13 protein-coding genes and 1 riboswitch are annotated in these 18,561 nt (G+C 34.9%); of the genes, 7 read left to right on the top strand and 6 right to left on the bottom strand.

All coding sequences use genetic code 11. The features are described from left to right. Positions 1 to 431 precede the first annotated feature (431 nt). A riboswitch (cobalamin riboswitch) is annotated at positions 432 to 589 on the top strand. Between the two features lie 24 nt (positions 590 to 613). From F6K06_RS31055 to cobW, 3 genes are all read left to right on the top strand, one after another. Next, positions 614 to 1,288 (top strand): HupE/UreJ family protein, encoded by a 675-nt coding sequence (locus F6K06_RS31055; protein WP_287239839.1) that lies wholly within the window; start codon positions 614 to 616, stop codon positions 1,286 to 1,288. A gap of 46 nt (positions 1,289 to 1,334) precedes the next feature. Next, positions 1,335 to 1,739, top strand: coding sequence for a DUF1636 domain-containing protein (locus F6K06_RS31060; RefSeq protein ID WP_124147485.1), 405 nt, complete (start codon positions 1,335 to 1,337; stop codon positions 1,737 to 1,739). A gap of 1,097 nt (positions 1,740 to 2,836) precedes the next feature. Then, positions 2,837 to 3,904 carry a cobalamin biosynthesis protein CobW gene (gene cobW, locus F6K06_RS31065; protein WP_124147484.1) on the top strand — a complete coding sequence of 356 codons (1,068 nt, stop codon included), beginning with the start codon at positions 2,837 to 2,839 and terminating at the stop codon, positions 3,902 to 3,904. Positions 3,905 to 4,616: 712 nt separating this feature from the next. On the opposite strand, the gene F6K06_RS31070 is transcribed toward cobW, so the two are convergent. The 3 genes from F6K06_RS31070 to F6K06_RS31080 all read right to left on the bottom strand — a co-directional run bounded on the left by F6K06_RS31070 (position 4,617) and on the right by F6K06_RS31080 (position 8,917). Further along, entirely contained in the window at positions 4,617 to 4,838 is a 222-nt protein-coding gene (locus F6K06_RS31070) for a hypothetical protein (protein ID WP_124147483.1), read from the bottom strand. Positions 4,839 to 5,702: 864 nt separating this feature from the next. Next, the gene (locus F6K06_RS31075) at positions 5,703 to 6,284 is read right to left on the bottom strand and encodes an EF-hand domain-containing protein (RefSeq protein WP_287239834.1); all 582 of its coding nucleotides are present in this window, start codon (positions 6,282 to 6,284) and stop codon (positions 5,703 to 5,705) included. A 953-nt stretch (positions 6,285 to 7,237) separates the two neighbouring features. Beyond that, on the bottom strand, positions 7,238 to 8,917 hold the full coding sequence (locus tag F6K06_RS31080; RefSeq protein ID WP_124147481.1) for an AarF/ABC1/UbiB kinase family protein: 1,680 nt from the start codon (positions 8,915 to 8,917) through the stop codon (positions 7,238 to 7,240). A gap of 231 nt (positions 8,918 to 9,148) precedes the next feature. On the opposite strand from F6K06_RS31080, the gene F6K06_RS31085 reads away from it, so the two are divergent. Further along, on the top strand, positions 9,149 to 9,889 hold the full coding sequence (locus F6K06_RS31085; protein ID WP_124147480.1) for an SIS domain-containing protein: 741 nt from the start codon (positions 9,149 to 9,151) through the stop codon (positions 9,887 to 9,889). A gap of 600 nt (positions 9,890 to 10,489) precedes the next feature. Here the strand turns inward: F6K06_RS31085 and F6K06_RS31090 are convergent. Further along, on the bottom strand, positions 10,490 to 11,353 hold the full coding sequence (locus F6K06_RS31090) for a hypothetical protein (RefSeq protein WP_124147479.1): 864 nt from the start codon (positions 11,351 to 11,353) through the stop codon (positions 10,490 to 10,492). Between the two features lie 826 nt (positions 11,354 to 12,179). Between F6K06_RS31090 and F6K06_RS31095 the strand changes: the two genes are divergently transcribed. Beyond that, complete coding sequence (locus tag F6K06_RS31095; protein WP_124147478.1) at positions 12,180 to 12,731, top strand: 3-isopropylmalate dehydratase; 552 nt, start codon at positions 12,180 to 12,182, stop codon at positions 12,729 to 12,731. Between the two features lie 137 nt (positions 12,732 to 12,868). Continuing rightward, entirely contained in the window at positions 12,869 to 13,033 is a 165-nt protein-coding gene (locus F6K06_RS31100) for a hypothetical protein (protein ID WP_287308827.1), read from the top strand. 1,259 nt (positions 13,034 to 14,292) lie between these two features. Here F6K06_RS31100 and F6K06_RS31105 read toward each other — a convergent pair. Then, the gene (locus F6K06_RS31105) at positions 14,293 to 14,775 is read right to left on the bottom strand and encodes a TerB family tellurite resistance protein (RefSeq protein WP_287239828.1); all 483 of its coding nucleotides are present in this window, start codon (positions 14,773 to 14,775) and stop codon (positions 14,293 to 14,295) included. 844 nt (positions 14,776 to 15,619) lie between these two features. Here F6K06_RS31105 and F6K06_RS31110 point away from each other — a divergent pair. Then, positions 15,620 to 15,808 (top strand): hypothetical protein, encoded by a 189-nt coding sequence (locus tag F6K06_RS31110; protein ID WP_287308828.1) that lies wholly within the window; start codon positions 15,620 to 15,622, stop codon positions 15,806 to 15,808. Between the two features lie 541 nt (positions 15,809 to 16,349). Here the strand turns inward: F6K06_RS31110 and F6K06_RS31115 are convergent. Further along, positions 16,350 to 16,769: an AbrB family transcriptional regulator gene (locus F6K06_RS31115; protein WP_124144955.1), complete on the bottom strand. Its 420-nt coding sequence runs from the start codon at positions 16,767 to 16,769 to the stop codon at positions 16,350 to 16,352. Positions 16,770 to 18,561 lie beyond the last annotated feature (1,792 nt).

Raw genomic sequence — 18,561 nt, forward strand, 5'->3', positions numbered from 1 at the left:
TCAAGATTGAAAGTGTTACTGGGAAAGGTTTACAGCACCTACGCTCTGTGAATGGAGAATTTTTAACCTTGAGTCCGTGAAACCCTTGACTAGCAATAGTTATTCCCAGAACTTTGCACTGTCTAGTAAATAAGATAATTGAAATAATTTACGATGAGGTTTATATATTCAGAACGTTTAACAAGTATAATTATTTGGCCTGATTATTTAAAACTAAAAAAATAAAAATAAGCTTGATCTTAATCATTACAATTATAGTTTGGATGATGATTATATTATATCCACAGTTTATTAGTTTTTTGCATAATAAATATAGTTTTAGATACTAACTAACTATTTTTTTGATTTTGATAAAGATGTATTAAGCAGAAAATGTTGAAAAATTTATAAAAATAAAAAAAAATTCGATCGAGAAGAGAAATATTGTGATATAGTCTTTAAACTATGTTGGTTCTAGCGAGGGTCAGTCGTTAGAAGTAAGAGGGAAAGTTTGGTGTAAATCCAACGCTGTCCCGCAACTGTGAAATGAGTTTAGTAAAATCTAAAATTTCATTAAGCCAGAATGCCTGCCAACATTATCAAGAAAAATAATCAATACATCTGCGAGGTACGGATGAAAGACAAACATGACAAACCCACAAAAAGTAGGGTTAGTTATCAATTGCATAGAATAAGAGTAATTTTAGCGCTGGCAATTTTAATTTTTTTCAGCACAATAGAATCGGCAATAGCTCATCATCCAATGGGTGGAAAAATACCAAGTAATTTGTGGGAAGGTTTTCTATCTGGTGTAGGACATCCAATTATTGGAATAGATCATCTGGCTTTTGTAGTTGCAGTTGGATTAATTGCAGTAGGAATCCCCAATGGTATATCAATAATAGCATCTTTTCTCGCTACAGTAATATTAGGAACGGGTATCCATATTCTCAGTATTGATTTACCTTTAACAGAAATAGCGATCGCTCTATCAGTAGTTGTTTTTGGTGCAATGCTAGCTCTTAAAAAGAAGCTAAGTCTTCAATTATTAAGTATCTTTGCAGCTATTGCTGGTATATTTCACGGTTATGCTTATGGAGAGGCAATTATTGGTGCAGAAATGACACCTTTATTTGCATATTTGTTAGGCTTTACGGTGATTCAGTTATTAATAGCATTATTAGTAATGAAATCTGCTGAATTAGTAAGTAATTTTTGGGGAAATAAATTCTTTCTTGTAATGCGCTTCCTGGGTTTGACAATAGGTGCCATTGGAATGGTATTTTTCACCAGCGCCATATTTAGTTAATAGTTAATAGCAAAATTAAATTCCTGCAAATTATCAAAGAAACATAATGTCTACGCCACAATTACTATTTGTTTGTACTACTTGTGCAAGTGTTTGGAAATATGGGAAACGACAAGGTATTAGTGGAGGAGAAAAACTACTTGATCGACTTTCCCAACAATATAAAAATTGGCACTTACGGGATAGATTTACTATAACACCAATAGAATGTATGAGTGCTTGTAGTCACTCTTGTGCTATTTCTTTTGCTGCTCCTGGTAAGCATACTTATGTATTTGGAGATTTACCATCTCAAACAGAAATGTTGTTAGAAGTATCAGCAGCAGTATTAGAATGTGCCAGTCTCTATGATGCTAAATCTGATGGATTATTATCTTGGTCGGAAAGACCTGAACACTTAAAAAAAGGTGTTTTAGCAAGAATTCCACCATTAATTCATGGAGATATTTAAGCAAAATTAATGGTTGAAGAAATACGGATATTTTTCAATGTTAATTGTGTTTATTCCTAAGCATTCAGCTATTAGCAGTCAGCATTTCAGCAATGAGTAATTATTCATTACTTCTCTAAGGTTTAGGAAGGGGACTTTAACAGTAACTTTTTATTCTTTCCTCAATTTCAAAGGTTGCTTTTACCTTCCCCAAAATTAACTGCTGTTTGCGTAGCATTCCGAAGGAAAGGAAGCGCTAATAGCTGACCGCTGTTTGCGCAGCATTCCGCAGGAAATTCTTACGTTTCTTCTATCACTCGGTTACTATGACTTTAGTACCGCCATGTTTGTTAATTAAATGTAGCTATAGGATTTATATTGGAAATGTAAGTAAGAAATTTACAGCGCAATTCATTTAAGTAGACTACAAAATTTTTGAGGTTAGGAAGGTAGGGAGGTTCCATGCAACGTCCGTAGGTAGTAGATTGTCACTGTAGTCTATCTATTTTACAGCGGTTTTCATTTAGGTAGACCACAGTAGGGACCTTCCATGGAACGTCCCTACAAGGGTTTGATTTGTGAAGATGTGGTTCATCAATTTGAAAAGCGCTGTAAAGCTGCTATAATTATCTAGAAAACAGGGGAAAGTTTTAGTAACTTTGTTTGGCAGGAAAAAAGTTTAGAATCTAGTTTCAAACTCATTACTAAATTCTATAGAAGGCAACAGTTCCAGAAAGCAACAATGGAAAAAAAATTTCTCCTTATTTGATTCATCATTACTCTATTTCTTCATTTGATTAGCAATTCAATATTTGCTTTTGCTACGGATAAAAGAAAAAATATAAAGCAAGGAAAAGACCAAACTTCATAGTTCATAAAATATTTATAGCAGTGGAAGGAAAGAGTGCGGATATATCAAAAGTTTAAAACTCAGACAAAAAAATTTTCGCTCCTTTGGTTCTACCTTCTTCATTTTTCCTTCTTACTTTTGCTATACCTAATAAATCTAGGCAATTTTATACTTAGTTTTATTTCTTCTAATTTTTTCTTCCTAGCTTGTTCCTTATTCTAAATTTTCTATTTGTCAAAAAAATCATCAATAAACACGATTAAAATTTATGAGTGCAAAAATTCCTGTTACTGTAATTACAGGCTTTCTCGGCAGTGGAAAAACCACCACAATTCGCCATTTATTACAAAATAATCAAGGTCGTCGTATTGCAGTTTTAGTTAATGAATTTGGAGAAGTTGGCATAGATGGAGAACTTCTACGTTCCTGTCAAGTTTGTGATGAAGAAGATGCTACTAATAACATTGTTGAACTAACAAATGGTTGTCTTTGCTGTACAGTGCAAGAAGAATTTTTTCCTACTATGCAACAACTCTTAAAACGCCGAGAAAAAATTGATAGTATTTTAATAGAAACTTCTGGGTTAGCATTACCTAAGCCTTTAGTACAAGCATTTCGTTGGCCGGAAATTAAGACTTCTGCAACTGTAGATGGAGTTGTTACTGTTGTTGACTGTGAGGCAGTGGCAAATGGTAGTTTGGTAGGAGATATTGATGCTTTGGAAGCTCAACGTCAAGCTGACCCAAATTTAGACCATGAAACACCAATTGAGGAATTATTTGAAGACCAGTTAGCTTGTGCCGATCTAGTATTATTAACTAAGGTTGATATGGTTGATGAAGCTACTTTAAAAAAAGTACAAAATTGGTTAAAGGAACAGTTACCTAAAACTGTAAAAATAGTTCCTTGTATTGGGGGAGAAATTAGTCCGGATGTATTGTTAGGATTTAATGCAGCAGTTGAAGATGATTTAGATGCTCGACCTAGTCATCATGATACTGAGGAAGACCACGAACATGATGATGAAATTAATTCTGTTCATTTAATTTTAGACCAAGAGTTTGAACCAAAAGAGTTAGTTGAAAAGTTGAAAAGGTTAGCTATAAATGATGAAATTTATCGGATTAAAGGTTTTGTTGCGGTGCCGAATAAACCAATGCGTTTAGTTTTACAAGGGGTAGGTTCGCGCTTTGATTATTTCTATGACCGTCAGTGGCAAAAAGAGGAAGTTAAACAGACTAAGTTAGTATTGATTGGTCGTGATTTGCAACTAGAAAAAATTCAGTCTGAGTTGGTTGACATACTCTCCAACCTAAAGGCGCGGAGATTCTCCTGAAACCAAGATTCTTGGTTTGCTGACGCAAGGCTACGCCAACAAAGAGTCCACTTAAATCAAATACCTTGCGGAATCTAATCCAGAGATGGTTCTCACGCCTGCGCGTTTGCTCTATTTCAAGAGCCTGTTACCCTATGCCCTACGGTACAGTTCAAGCCTCAAAAAAACTTTGGTTCTCTGGTAATTGTTGCTTAGAGCTTTTCCATGTACAAGCATTACTGTACAAAACCCCATAACTCTAGTTTTCAAGGTGCAAACGCTACAATTAAGTAGCTATAGCTTTTGAGAGCGGTTGAATACCTTTCCGCTTTTTTAAGCATAGCACAAAGTCCCCCTTTTAGGGGGAGGCTTCAAACCCAGTTTTTCGGTGAATAATTTTGCATTGATGAGCTGCGGATGTGCCTAATAATATTTGTTTGAATAAATGTTTGTTTTTTCCATTTTTGATTTGGTTGATAATATTTTGCTTTAGAGGTTTAAATTAGATGAAGTTATAAGTTTCTGTTTTTGGTTTTAATATTTTAAACTTTACCGTTTTTGTCTGATTGTTAAATGGGGAAATTTTTCTGAGTTGCTTAAGGAGGTTTCAATATTTTTAGAGGTTTTTTTCAATTTTGTGATATTCTATACTTATGATAATATTGGCGCATTTTATATCTTGATTGAGTTTTAACGCTGTTAATTCCTATTCTGCCGTTGTCTTGCCCGATATTTATCTGAATTTTCTTTGCTCAAAATGACTAATTTTTCTTTGGTCGTCTTTTGCTGTTTTGACAAAAATTTGTTTGTGTGATATATAAAGGGAGTTTTTTTCGGTTTTCGGAAATGTGTTGTGTTGAATAAAAAGTCTAGTATATGGGCGAATTATTCCTACTAAAATTAACCTATTACAGTTGGCTTGAGATGGCAATCCTAATTCTACTTTCGGTGTCATTTTTTCGGGGATGCTTCAGAGAATGCCTTTGTTTAAGGTTATCTAGAGTTGTCTGGGAGGCGATCGCCTTTTTTCAGTCATCAGTTATCCCTTTTATGGCAATCCTAATTCTACTTTTGGTGTCGCTTTTTTTCGGGATTGCTTCAGAGAATGCCTTTGTTTGAGGTTGCCTGGGAGGCGATCACTTAATTTTTTTTACTTTCAACTTTCTTTTTTTTGCGTTGAATAAAAAGTCTAGTGTACGGGCAAACAACCACTATTAACATTATAGTATCAGAGTTGCTTTGAAAATCCAAGCTCATTTTCTTTTTTACGCAGGTAAAATTTTTTAGAGGTTGAGAAAATAACTATTTATGTCTGTGAAGGATCAATTTTTCTGTTTTCTGTACTCATCATATAGAGGTAGGGTCGGCACATTTCTATGGATTAACTAAAAGACTCAATAATTACTATTTGCCTATCTCAGAGGATTTACTTTTCCTTCCCATACAGATGGCGTATGATTTCATATTTTGCGTAATACCAAATTGATAAATGTTTGCTACAAATATCTAGGGTATTTCTTAGGAGTCAGGAGTTGTATGAGAATAGCTTTAATACCATTTTTCAGGTCATAAATTATCTTTTTTGTCAAAGGGATATCTCCTGCATTTGTCTTTTTATCGCTCTTACTATTCGTAAAATTCTTTTTTCACGCTTGGTATAAGTCCTGTTAGTAATATAAAAAAATATTGGTATAGCAATGAGCGCTCATTGCTACTGAGCGCTCAGGTATTTACAATGTCCAGCTCAAAGTGCAGTAAGCGAAAAGGTGTACAAAAAATAATGTGTAAATATGCCAGCGCACATTGCTATAACTTTCTGCTATGAATCGACTAATTTTCCATAGGGAAGGGGAGAATTATCCTTTTCATCGCCAATTTCATACCAGTAGCGTCTATGATCTTCGACAAACTCCTCACGACTGATGGAACCTGACTTATCTGAGTCAATGGTATCAAAAGCTTGGTCAGCACGGTCAGGTTGTTCTACTCCCATGTATACTGCCAGGTACTTCCGGTACTCTTCGCGGGATATTTGTCCAGAGTGATCGGTGTCTATAATATCGAAGAAGAGTTCGTTTTTGTGCCTAGATAATGCAAGTGCTTTATCTAGTTCAGTTAAGGATACGATCTTTGCAACATTAGCAATCAAATCTTCTTCGCTAATTCGAGTGTTACTATCAACTGGTCCCCCTCCAGCCATAAAATATTGAAAGAGAGAATGACACATCTCGCGAATTTCTTCATTCCTTGATGAATCATTTTGAAGTTGAATTAAACGATTTGCAATTTCTTCAAAGTCGGAGAGGGTTAAAACCCCGTTTTTATCGACATCCATGAGTTTGAAGTAGGTTTTGATTCTGGTACGCCAAATACTGGATGATAAAAATTGTTCAGGAGACATTTTTACTGATAAGTCAAGAAAACTATATGAACGTCTTGATATTATCATTATCTATGCAGAAGTAAGAAGTCAGAAGGAAGAAGGAAAAGTATTATTTTGTCTGATACCATTTCTCTGTAACAATGCGCTGAATAATTGTTGCTCAGACCTTATTACACTGACTATTCTCATCTTTAATATTAAGTGCAACTTCATGGAGAAATGGTATGAGTTTTAAACTTTTTAACTGTCCTAACTTTTCTTTAGACTGCTATAATTGCTCATTAGCGAATTGGTCGCCTTAAAGTCAAATATCTATAACGTCTTAGTTAATTTGCTCAGAATTAATCATGGACTCAGTACTCACAATAGAAAAGTCAAATATCTATAACGTCTGAGTTAATTTTATCAAAATTAATTATCGACTCAGTACTGACAATAGAAAAGTCAAATATCTGTAAGGTCTGAGTTAATTTTATCAAAATTAATTATCGACTCAGTACTGACAATAGGAAAGTCAAATATCTATAACGTCTTAGTTAATTTTCTCAGAATTCAAGGGACTCAGTACTCATCATAGAAAAGTCAAATATCTATAACGTCTGAGTTAATTTGCTCAGAATTAATCATCGATTCAGTACTCATCATAGAAAAGTCAAATATCTATAACGTCTGAGTTAATTTGCTCAGAATTAATCATCGATTCAGTACTCATCATAGAAAAGTCAAATATCTATAACGTCTGAGTTAATTTTCTCAGAATTAATCATAGACTCAGTACTCACAATAGAAAAGTCAAATATTTCTGAGCGAATAATTAGGACGACAAAATTATTTGTGTATTTGCGAATAAATTATAAAAATGATTACCTCTTGCCTACCTCCTCCAAATCTGAAATTAGTTGTGTCGAAGTATTTAATTGACCGTTGAATGCTAACTATTTTATCTGCCCAAAATTCAGATATATAAATATTCACTTATCTGGCATGTTGTCTAATTTTTCTCTGAAAGATAACTGAAATCCTGACTTTAAAACCAAGATAAATCCTAATCCTGATAAAATACAAACTACTATTGCTATTTCGAGAAATCCTCCTACAAATAAAACTGAAGCTGAGAGGAAAGTAAAACCAGAAAAACAAGTATAAATCAAAATTTTCAAAGCTAAATTAATTCGTTTTAATAATCGATCATTTTCAATAGAGCGGACTCTAAATTGAATTTCCCCATCTTCAATTTTCGTTTCTAATTGACGGATTAAGATTTCACTTTTACTAGGCTGCTGTAACTTATACTTAATAAAATCTCTTGTCTGTTTTGCCAGTTCTCCTACAACTCTACCTCTACCTTGAGCAACAGTAATACTTTTGACAAAAGGTTGAGCGCAAGTAACCAAACTATAGTCAGGATCGAGGTTTCTCGCAATACCATCTAAGGTAGATAGAGACTTCAGAATAAAAATCATTTGGGAAGGCAAACGAAATGGTTGCTGCTCAAACAAAACATAAAGCTCCTCTTTTATCTCATCAAAATTATAAAAATCAACAGGTTTATCTGTAAAATTTTCCAATAGAAAATTCACTAATCTTTTTACAGGCATAATATCCGGCATTGGTTCAATTAAACCAATAGTAATCAAAGTATTAAGCACCTGGTCAACATCTTTTCTGAGAATAGCAAAAAACGTTTTAATCATCTGGTCTTTTGTCAATGACTTTACCTCAGCCATCATGCCAAAATCATAAAAAATAACACCACCATCTAAACTAACAGCTAAATTTCCTGGATGAGGATCAGCTTGAAAAAAACCATCTAATAATAATTGCCTTAAATAACAACAAACTCCTATTTGATTAATCCTTTTTGGATTAATCTTACAAGCTTCTAGTCGTACTTTATCGTTAATTTTGATTCCCGGTAAATATTCAAGAGTGATAACTTTTTCCGTAGTATAAGTCCAATAAACAAGAGGTACAATTATTTCCGGATAATCTTTAAAATTTTCCCGAAAACGATCGGCATTTTTACCCTCATTCACATAATCAATTTCTTGATAGAGAATTTTAAAAAAATCATAATAAATAGCATCTAATTCATACCTTTTAGCCCAGGAAAAATACCTTTGACAAAAACGGATAACACTTTTGACAACCTTTACATCCAAGTCAAATAAAGATTTTAATCCAGGACGCTGTACCTTAACTACAACTTCCTCACCTGTTTGTAACTTGGCTTTATGTACTTGTCCAAGACTAGCTGCAGCAATGGGACGTTCTTGAAAATCTCGATAGAGAGAATAAAGAGAGTTACCAAGTTCAGACTCAATAATAGCGATCGCTTCTGTCGTTTCAAAAGAAGGCACATTATCTTGTAATTTTCCTAACTCCTCCACATATTCCTTCGGTAATATGTCAGCCCGCGTGGATAAAGACTGACCTATTTTGATAAAAGTTGGGCCTAAATCTAGCATAGTCCTCACCAACCACTTAGCCCTACGCTTTCTCACAGAGGCAGACTTATTTTGAAATAAATTGTCCCACCATAAAAAGAAAAAAAATTTTCCAAAGGCACTAAAAACATCTATTTTTCTGGTCAGAGGAGAATATTGAGTGCGTTGCCAACGAAGGGACTTAGAAGCATCTTGAGTGAGCATACTATAAAGTTATGTAAATCTATCCACCGTCCATTGATTGTAACTGGGAAACGAAAATTCCGGAAGATGAGTCATTTCAGTTATCAGTATCAAGCTAAAAAAGAACAGCTAAGTCCCTTGACATTGGAAGCAATTCTATAGCATTTTGTAACACATTGTAACAAAAAAGTGCCTTTCCTTTTTGAGCTAGTGAATTATGTTAATGGTCTAAAAACAAGGAAAAGTCTGATTATGTCTAGCGAACAAAGATCGAAACATCCCTTTCATATGTACGAGGCGATTTTTGCACAACCTCAAGCATTTACTCATGTAGCTCAAGGTAATGAAGTCTTAATTGATAATTGCGCTACCCGTATAGCTTCCTGTGAACGGCTATTTTTAGTTGGTATTGGAACTTCATATCATGCAGCTCTCGTCGGTGAACACTTAATGCGTTTGTATGGGAGAGACCTTTTCACACAAACATTTCACTCATTTGATTTTGCACTTTATAGACCCCGAATAACACCAAGAGATTGTGTCATTGGTATTAGTCATCGCGGGAATAAACTTTATACAGTTGAATCTCTCAAATATGCTCGTGAAGTAGGTTGTTACACCATATTCATTACTGGTGAAGGTGTAGTTACCGAGGCTGTACAAAGCGATGTCACCTTACCTACAGTTGCACAGGATAAGTCAGCTGCTCATACCGTTAGTTATATTGGTACGATTTCAGTCTTATCTACTCTTGCGGATCGTATCGGCTTTCATCGTACCGGGACAAGTCTTCTATCGAAAAGTTTTCTGGAGTATGAACTTTCTGAACTACTGTCTGTAGCACTAGAAACGGAGAATGAGATGGTACGCTTCGCCCACGAACAAGTCAATCGGCGACGCATCTGGTTAGTTGGTGGCGGCCCAAGTCACTGCATGCTAGCGCAACAGGGTGGGTTATTGTTCCAAAAGTTCCAGAACCATTCTGTTCTTTAACCTGCCTTGTGCCGCTCCAATTATTTACCTACTACTTAGCATTAGAGTGCGGAACAAACCCTGATGGATTTAGGCTCGAAGACCCACGTTTTGCCCGTGCACGCTCATTAATACAGTTATAGGAAGATTTCATTAATGGATAATGGATAATGGATAAAACCGTTACGGAATTGAATATCAGGAAATATTATTTCTTTTTTCCCCTTAAAAGGGGAGGCTTCAAGGCGCAAATTATATCATGTCCGGTTGAACAGTTATAAATAAATTATGAAGGAGTCAGGAGTCAGGAGTCAGGAGTCAGGAGGGAAGAAAGAAGAAGAAAAAGAAAGTTTTTTTTATCACTAATTATCCGGAACATGATATTATTTAATTATTAATTATTAATTATTAATTATTAATTATTAATTATTCGGTTTATACAGAAATAAATAGAGAATTTCTTATTTTTTATTGGCTTCTTGTTTAGCTGTATCGCTGTATTTTTGGTAAACTTCAGCTCTATTGACTGCCACATCATAGCCTGAGTAATAAGGTGTCGAGTTATTTTTTGAATTTAGTAAAAAAATGATACAAATTATACAGAAATAAATAGAGAATTTCTTATTTTTTATCGGCTTCTTGTTTAGCTATATCGCTGTATTTTTGGTAAAGTTCAGCTCTATTGACTGCCACATCATAGCGTGAGTAACTTGGAGTAACAGAGGCCATTAGTTGTGATGCCTGTTGCCATTTGGAGGCGATCGCCGTCCACTCCTCCTGAGACTGAGCTGTTTTACCATCAGCAGCAGCTTCTTGAGCAAGTCGCACCGCTTGAGCAAAAGCTTCTTTCGACTCAGCTATAGTATCCTCTGAATTTTTAATAGTGGAGTCCGGAGATTGTAAGGTTGTATTTTCCAGAGCTGATATTCTATCTAACCTAGAAAAATTTAGCCATTTATTAACTTGGATGCCCAAAACTAGCATCAACAGACTTAGAAAAAAACCACCCATCATACCCAGTTGGAATTGATTTTGCTTTTGTATTTGAGCGCGATCGACACTTTTAGATAGATATATGGGAGTTGGTTTAGGCTTACTTGTCTGAAAATGACGTGCTATTTGTTTAAAAATATTGGGCTTAGTCAAAGTAATTTGTTGAGACCAGAGCAACTTATCTTTTGGATCTCTGGTAATTTCATCAAGCCATAGTAATTGCTGTTCTTGAACAATTCTACTATTAATATTTACTTTTCGGATATTACGAGGTGAGATTTCTTCGAGAATGTACTTAACTTGTTGTACAAGGTTAGACTGTTCCAACTGTTCAATCTGAGTTGCTTCGCATAAAAGCTGCAAAACACCATCAGAAAATATAGCTCTAATTCTTACATCTAATGTAGCAAGCTGTTGATTAAGAACTTGAATAATAGCTGCTACACTTCCTTGACGTGCTTGTATAAATATATCGTTAATTTTATCTGTCATTGGTAGTTACTGCAATTGATTTAATAGTTAACTCAGATGGTTAAATCTCATTTTTAATTTGTCTAAAGTTTCTTGGTCATACTTGAAAGTTATTACCGAAAAGAAAGCAATAAAATTAAATTAAATTTAAATAACTTTATACCTTTTTCCTAATAGTAGATACGGACAGAGTTATACCATTTCTCTATGAAGTTGCGCTGAATAAAAGATAACAGCTATTAGTAAAATTCAGGTTTGGGAAAGAATTATTAAGCGCATTATTACAGAGAAATGGTATTAGAACTTTTGAAAGATATTCCTTGCATAATTTAATTCCCACTATAAAACCTTGGCTTTACTTATAAACTGGCCGTTTCACTAATATGACCAACTTCTGATTAAAAGTAGAGTTGTAATACCAAATTGATAAATATTTGCTACAAATAGCTAGGATATTTCTTAGGAGTCAGGAGTCGTATGGGAATAGCTTCAATACCATTTTTCAGGTCGGAAATCATTCTTTTCTCTTGGTGCGCGTTCCGCAAGGGAGCTGGCGTCGTCGCGGGGTCGCACCGCTTTGCCAAAGGACATATCCTGCACGCGTCTTTTTATTCCTCTTACTATTCGTCACATTCTTTTTTCACGCTTGGTATAAAATATACCCCCTATATATAATAAGTAAAAATTATATCTGTTATCATCCTTTTTTCTCTTTTTTGTTCTATGTTTCCGGCAACTACAGCTAAGTCTAGTAATTCTTCAAGAGGTCTACGGTATTAGCTATTTGAAGTTAAAAGTCTTATGTTAAAATTTGCGACAGCAATAGAGGGAAAACAGGAAAGTAATTATGGCCCAATCCCTAAGTGGCAAAATCTTTGTACTAGATGACAATATTGATACTGACCAAATTATTCCCGCCGAGTACCTGACTTTGGTTCCTTCCAAGCCAGATGAATATGAAAAGTTAGGCAGTTATGCTCTATGTGGGTTGCCTGATCGCTACGGTAAGTTTATCTCACCGGGAGAAATGAAAACCCATTATCCAATCATTGTGGCTGGAGAAAACTTTGGTTGTGGGTCTTCGCGGGAACACGCACCTATCGCCTTGGGTGCTTCTGGTGTCCAAGCAGTAGTGTCTCAATCTTATGCTCGCATCTTTTTTCGCAATTGTTCAGCCACTGGGGAGTTATATCCTTGGGAGTCTGTTGATCGCCTATGTGAGTTATTTGAAACTGGTCAGGAAGTTACTATTGATTTTGAAGAAAATCAGTTAACCAATCATACTCTTGGTATAAGTTATCAATTGAAGTCTTTAGGAGAAGTAAAACCTGTCATTGATGCTGGTGGTCTTTTTGCCTATGCGCGTCAAACAGGTATGATTTCCCAAAAACCAAGTTAAATTGTTATTTTCAATAGGAGAGAAACTAATCTCTCCTTTTTACTGTTCAATTTTTCGATAATTTTTAGTTGTGTACTTTTGCATTTTTTGTAAGCTAAATCTTCAGAAAGTACCAGTCTAAAATTAATTATTTGGTAGTGGTACATAGTAATGGTAGAGGGAGATGGGGAGATGAGGAGATGGGGAGATGGGGAGTGGAAAAAACTGTGAGTAGGAAAGAAACCGAAATACATGCTCTCTCTTGGTCGATTGGATATGGCGCAGGTTTCCTCGCCATCCCACCCTTCGGGAAGCTGCGCTAACGACCGCTTTCTTTTAATTGGAACTGAGGTAATTTGTCCCAAGTTCAATCAATACCATTACGGTTGCAGGATTGCCAATTATTTATTTTATATCAGAGAATTATTTTTTCCTTCTTCTTTAGATTTGTCGCTAAATAGATAGAAAAAATCTCCAAAACCTAGACAGGGTAATTATTTAGAGTCTTTTGATCGATAAATAACTACAAGCTTTACATAGCGGGGGTTTCTACAATTTTTTAGTTTATAAAGCGACAAGTCTCTTCTCTCCTAGATAACTAAAGCCTTCTTCCTTCTTGAATGCTACTTTCGTATTGGTAATTTCTTTAATTTCTGGTTGGATCTGGAGACATTATGATACTCTGACAACTTTGGCTCAACTTAATCTGAATTGATGGCGAGCTTCAGACAGTAGAATTAATATTAAAGCCGATTCTAAGTGTTGATATTTTTAGTCTTAAATTATAGTTATTTAAACATCTTTGTATGGTAGCCCGATAATTATAGCCTTGGTTGGTCTGTTATACGAAAAAGTCTGGTCTAAAATTATTTTTGTTGGATTAGTTGGTTGACTATTACCATTAGAAATTAAGTAACTAATATATGATTTATCCATCATCAGATTAGCTATTTTTTTACTTAATTTATCTGTTTTTATATTTTTAATTATCCAATAATTAAAACCTAAATACTAAATTTTGCTTTTACATAGGAAAGCCATAAAAAATTTATTTACGCTAGAAACTATCGATGTCAAAAAAATCAAAACTCACAACTCAATATTAGATTATTGATTTAGGAAACAATTAGAGGTTCTTAATTAAATTTCTGACATAGTTTATAAATATAGATATAGTAGTCGAAGGAAAGGTTAGGACAGATCAAAAGCTAAAAACTCAGACAACGTAAGATTTTTCCTCTTTCCTTCTTCCTTCTTCCTTCTTCTTTCTTCCTTCTGCTATACATTCTTAAATTTGCTTAAGATATTCTCAAATTCTCAAGCTGCAATTATAGCAATAATTTGACTTTTCAATTTAGCAAAATAAACTAAAACATACCCTCTTTGATACTTTCTGGCATTGGTAAATCACAGAATGAAATTTGTAGGGGCAATCCCCCAGTCACTCATTGGGGTAGGTACGGGGGTGCTATCCGAAAATATAAATCATCCCATCAATTACCAACGCCTACTTTCTCTTATGGAAAAAGTAAAAGAGGGAAAAAGCAACAATAGATGAGTTGCTACATTGACCATCAATCCATTAATTTTGCATAAATTCCTGTAAACCACGAGTCATCATCTCAACTATTCCCTCTTGGTTATTCAGTTCAGTTTTTACCTCAGTTTCTATACGCTCCACTATATCACCTGGAAGATTCAGCAATTGCTTTAAATTTTCATAAGCAGCTTCTTCATCTTCATTAATATTTGGTTCTTCAGGAGTACGAGCACTACAAGCAATTACTTCGTAACCCAACTTTAGCACCAGTTCCCGTTCTTGTTGGGATTCTAATTTAGGAATTGACTCCCCTAATGGGATATTTTGCATGAAATAATCCCTTAATTCTTCCTGAAGTTGTTGCTGCTGATCTCCTGTAGCAAAAAGACTACTAAATCGATTTAACATTAAGTCCACTTCTTCTAGTGCCAGTTGTCCGTCAGACCATGCCATATAAGCAACAATCCGCAACAAATTCATCTGGCGTGGAGTAATAGATGGAGGTGGAGGTGGTTGCACTGCCATAGATTTTTCCTCAATTTTTGGCTATTCATAGCTAAAGTTTTAACCTATCATCAACTCAGCAATTCTTATCCAATCGTTGACAATTTTTAACTGAATTTGTGAAAAGTCCCACCATACTATTGGCCTTCATCCATTGATGAGAGGGACTTGGGTAGAGCGAGGCCAACAACCGCTAGCCCTTATGAACTAGAAACGAGAATAGTTGTGGTGATATGCGTTCGTTCAACTTAAAACTGGACAGACATACTGGTGGATATTGTCATGGGTGAGGATAGACCTATTTAGGGCTTGCTGATTAAATCTAAAAGCATTGATATATATTGATATATAAAGATATTAGCCAAGGCGTGTACTAAAAAATTGCAAGGTTTTTGCTCCCTTAAGCTGAAAATGTAAGGATTTTTAGCAGACAAGAGCAGAAAAATCTCAGAACAATTGTTCCGACTATATCCTCTGTAATTCCTCATTGCTCATTCCTCCTGAATTCTAAATCCTGACTCCTACCCTCACCCATAAGATTTATTCAGCAAACCCTATTTAGTGAAGTGTTCAAAGATTTTGCCGAGCACTTTGAGATTGGGGCGAAAAAGCGAGTGCTTCTAGTTGTCAATCAAGTAGGGTGACATTTGAGGAAAAAGTTAGAGGTGCTTTCCTGGGATTCACTTATACCAATTTGAAAAAAGAATGTTACGAATAATAAGTGGGATCTAAATACTTTACAGGAAATGTCCCTTTGACAAAGCGGTCGTTAGCGCAGCTTCCCGAAGGGTGGGATGACGAGGGAACCTTGCTATATCCAATCGACCAAGAGAGGGAATGGGGACTCCTGTGAGGGAATAGAGGAATGTCAAGAGCCTATTTGCCTAACGCTATATATAAAATATATCTACTTATCTATGCGATCGCTGCCCTTACTATCAGGAGTAATATCAAATCCGGTAGCATCGGTATAAAATCTTTTGAAGGTAGGAGGATCGAGTCAGGTAGGGGAGCCGTCGGTAGAGCGACGTATAGGAGGGAAACACAGTTATAAAGATTTGGCAATGGTGAGATGGAGAATATTTTTATACCTAATTAAACGAATTTGATATCAAAATACTCCCAAGCATGGAAGTTGGTTGAATATGGCTGAAATTGATGCTGGTTATGGTAACAATACAACATTTATAAAAAAACTCGAAGAAAGGGAATTAAAATACGCGCGGACGAACCCCAAAAAACCGTTTGCCTAGCATTCCGTAGGAAAAAGTAGTAGTTAAAGAAAATTCAATTGAAGAAAAAAAATCAGAATAGCGGTCATTACTTACTGCAATAGGGAGGCGAGAAGATGCAGAATTTCCTTTTTTATCCTCTTAATAAGGGGAGGCTTGAGACCTTATTTTTTTGGTCAGCTTATTTACAGAGTCAACTAAAAATATAGATTTTTTATTTCAATTTTTACCTGTAGACAAAGAATAAATTAGGGAGAATCCGGGAATCATGACGATATTTATATATTAACTAGGTAATTATTTTAGAGGTAAAATTAATCTCCAATCCTAGTTAATTACAATTCCTCGGCTTCTCCATTTCACTTATTCTTCTATCTGTGAGCCATTGCCATTGCCATTAGTCTCATCAACTTTCTCATATTCTACTTGAATCAAATGAATATGTTTGTATCCTAGCTTTATTTCAAATTCATCTCCTGGTTTTAATCCCATAGATGCGGTATAAGTTGCTCCTATGACAATTTGGCCATTTCTATGAACGCTAACTCGATAAGTTGGTTCTCTACCACGCCCATCTTTACTACCGTCAGGATCTAAATCAACTCCTTTTGCTGCTAGAACTGCATCATAAAAATCTGTGAGATTAACACGAGTTTCTTCATTTTTTGTAACTGTGTAATATCCACAACGTTTAGCAGTTTCCCTTCGTGGTAAGTGAGCAAATTCTTTTACCTTTTGAAGTAAAATTTTTCCCGTTAATGGAGTTTCTGAATTTTCAACCATAGTTCTTAATAATTCTCCTTCTCTTTATAATATAGTAAATCAATTTTACTGAAAATTGTTAGGGTTATTTAAAATATATCCTGAAAATTATCAATTGTGCAAAAAAAAATTTTACTAAGCCTTAAGGCCACTATATATTTGAGTAGATAATCTAGATTTCTATTTGGCTCAAAAAGTGTTGAACTTAAGCATTCTTGTTACTCTGAAATTCTCTCCTAATTTTCAAGAGTTCCTATTCTATTAGGATTATTTTTGTACAAAATTATTTAATTAGGCAGGATAAAATAAAAATGTTACGGATGTAAAGTAAATTATCTAATCAGTTTGTTTAATTTACCAGCCGGATTTTTTGAAAATGAATCTGTCATTCTAGGTATTTGGATATCTGAAATTTCCTCTACAAAGTTATGGCCTAACTTTGAATAGTGATTTAAAATATTTGCTAAAATTGTATTTATTGGTAAAAATTTTGATAAGTAGCAGTTAGGCTATCGTGTTAATTGGTAGATGTAGTGACTTTACTTATAGAACCCATTGGTATCTTTGTTAATATTAAGTTTTTTTATAAGAGTTTGAAGTAAGAGGGATGTTGGTTAAGCAATACGGGAAAGTTAAATTTGAGGGCTGATTTTTCATCAAAACAGATACTGAAAAGACTTGCTAATGGTAGTTATTATAGATATCATATAATTTACGATTGAATACTTATAAATAAGGGAGTAGAGATTTAGGTAGTGGTGAGAACCCAAGAGATTTGCCGTCTAAACTAGAGGAGCTTTTTCCGGATCGCTATTACAACGCTTTTGCCGATCTTTGAACCACATCGTCATCAGCAAAACCCTGTAAGGGCGTTTCGCTCCGCGACATATAAAGCGGAGCTTTGCGTAGCGCAAATGGCCATTTGCCCCTACTAGACATCTCCAAAAATCAAAAATAAAATCAATTATCACACAGAAATTATCAATTATTTCTCCCTACTGCCTACTGCCTACTCCCTCTTTTGGAGGAGATGTCTACTGTGGTCTAGTGAAATGAAAACCGCTGTAAACGGAAATGATACCAAATGGTTTCTATGAAAATAAATACTCATATCAAATCTGGTTAAACAGTTATTGTAGGTAACAAAAATTCGTGAGTATATCTCGCGAATTACTATGGTTTTCTTGCAGGGATTTCAAATAGTTATCTAAGGATATTGGTTGTAATTTTTGATGATTAATACTATGTCCGGATGATTAAGTATAATAGAGTTGTCGCTAAATAAAGAGAAAAAATCACTCTAACCTAGACAGAGCAATAATTCTAAGCATTTTTGCTGTCCAAGAGCTACAATCTTTACAGAACAAGGTTTTTGGGATTTTTTAAAATTATAAAGCGACAAGTCTAATACAAATTTTCTCCTCTAAATGTTGAAGAAATATCTCACATTTCCGCCACTTTCATTGTTCCCTCCTGAATTTACACCTACCACTGCGCCACCTAAGAATTTTATGATCTCGCTACCCGAGCGGACATGATGTAAATTCGTCTTTTTATAGAGTCAGGATTTACGCATGAGGTAGGAAAAACTAGGATTTGAGATTGCTTTCCGTTCCGGACTGCTACGCAAACCCTGTCGGTCGCAATGATGAGAATATTTTCTAATATCATGTCCGGTTGAACAGTTATAGCAACAGCCAGGGCGATTAGGACATAAAATAGAGAAAGTATTCTGTCATGCGATCGCTCTTCCTTGCCTCGACCCTATAGTTACGATTTTAGAAAAAAAGTGATAGAGGCCATTGAACTTGAT

The organism is Okeania sp. SIO1H4 (assembly GCF_010672695.1).
GTDB lineage: Bacteria > Cyanobacteriota > Cyanobacteriia > Cyanobacteriales > Microcoleaceae > Okeania > Okeania hirsuta.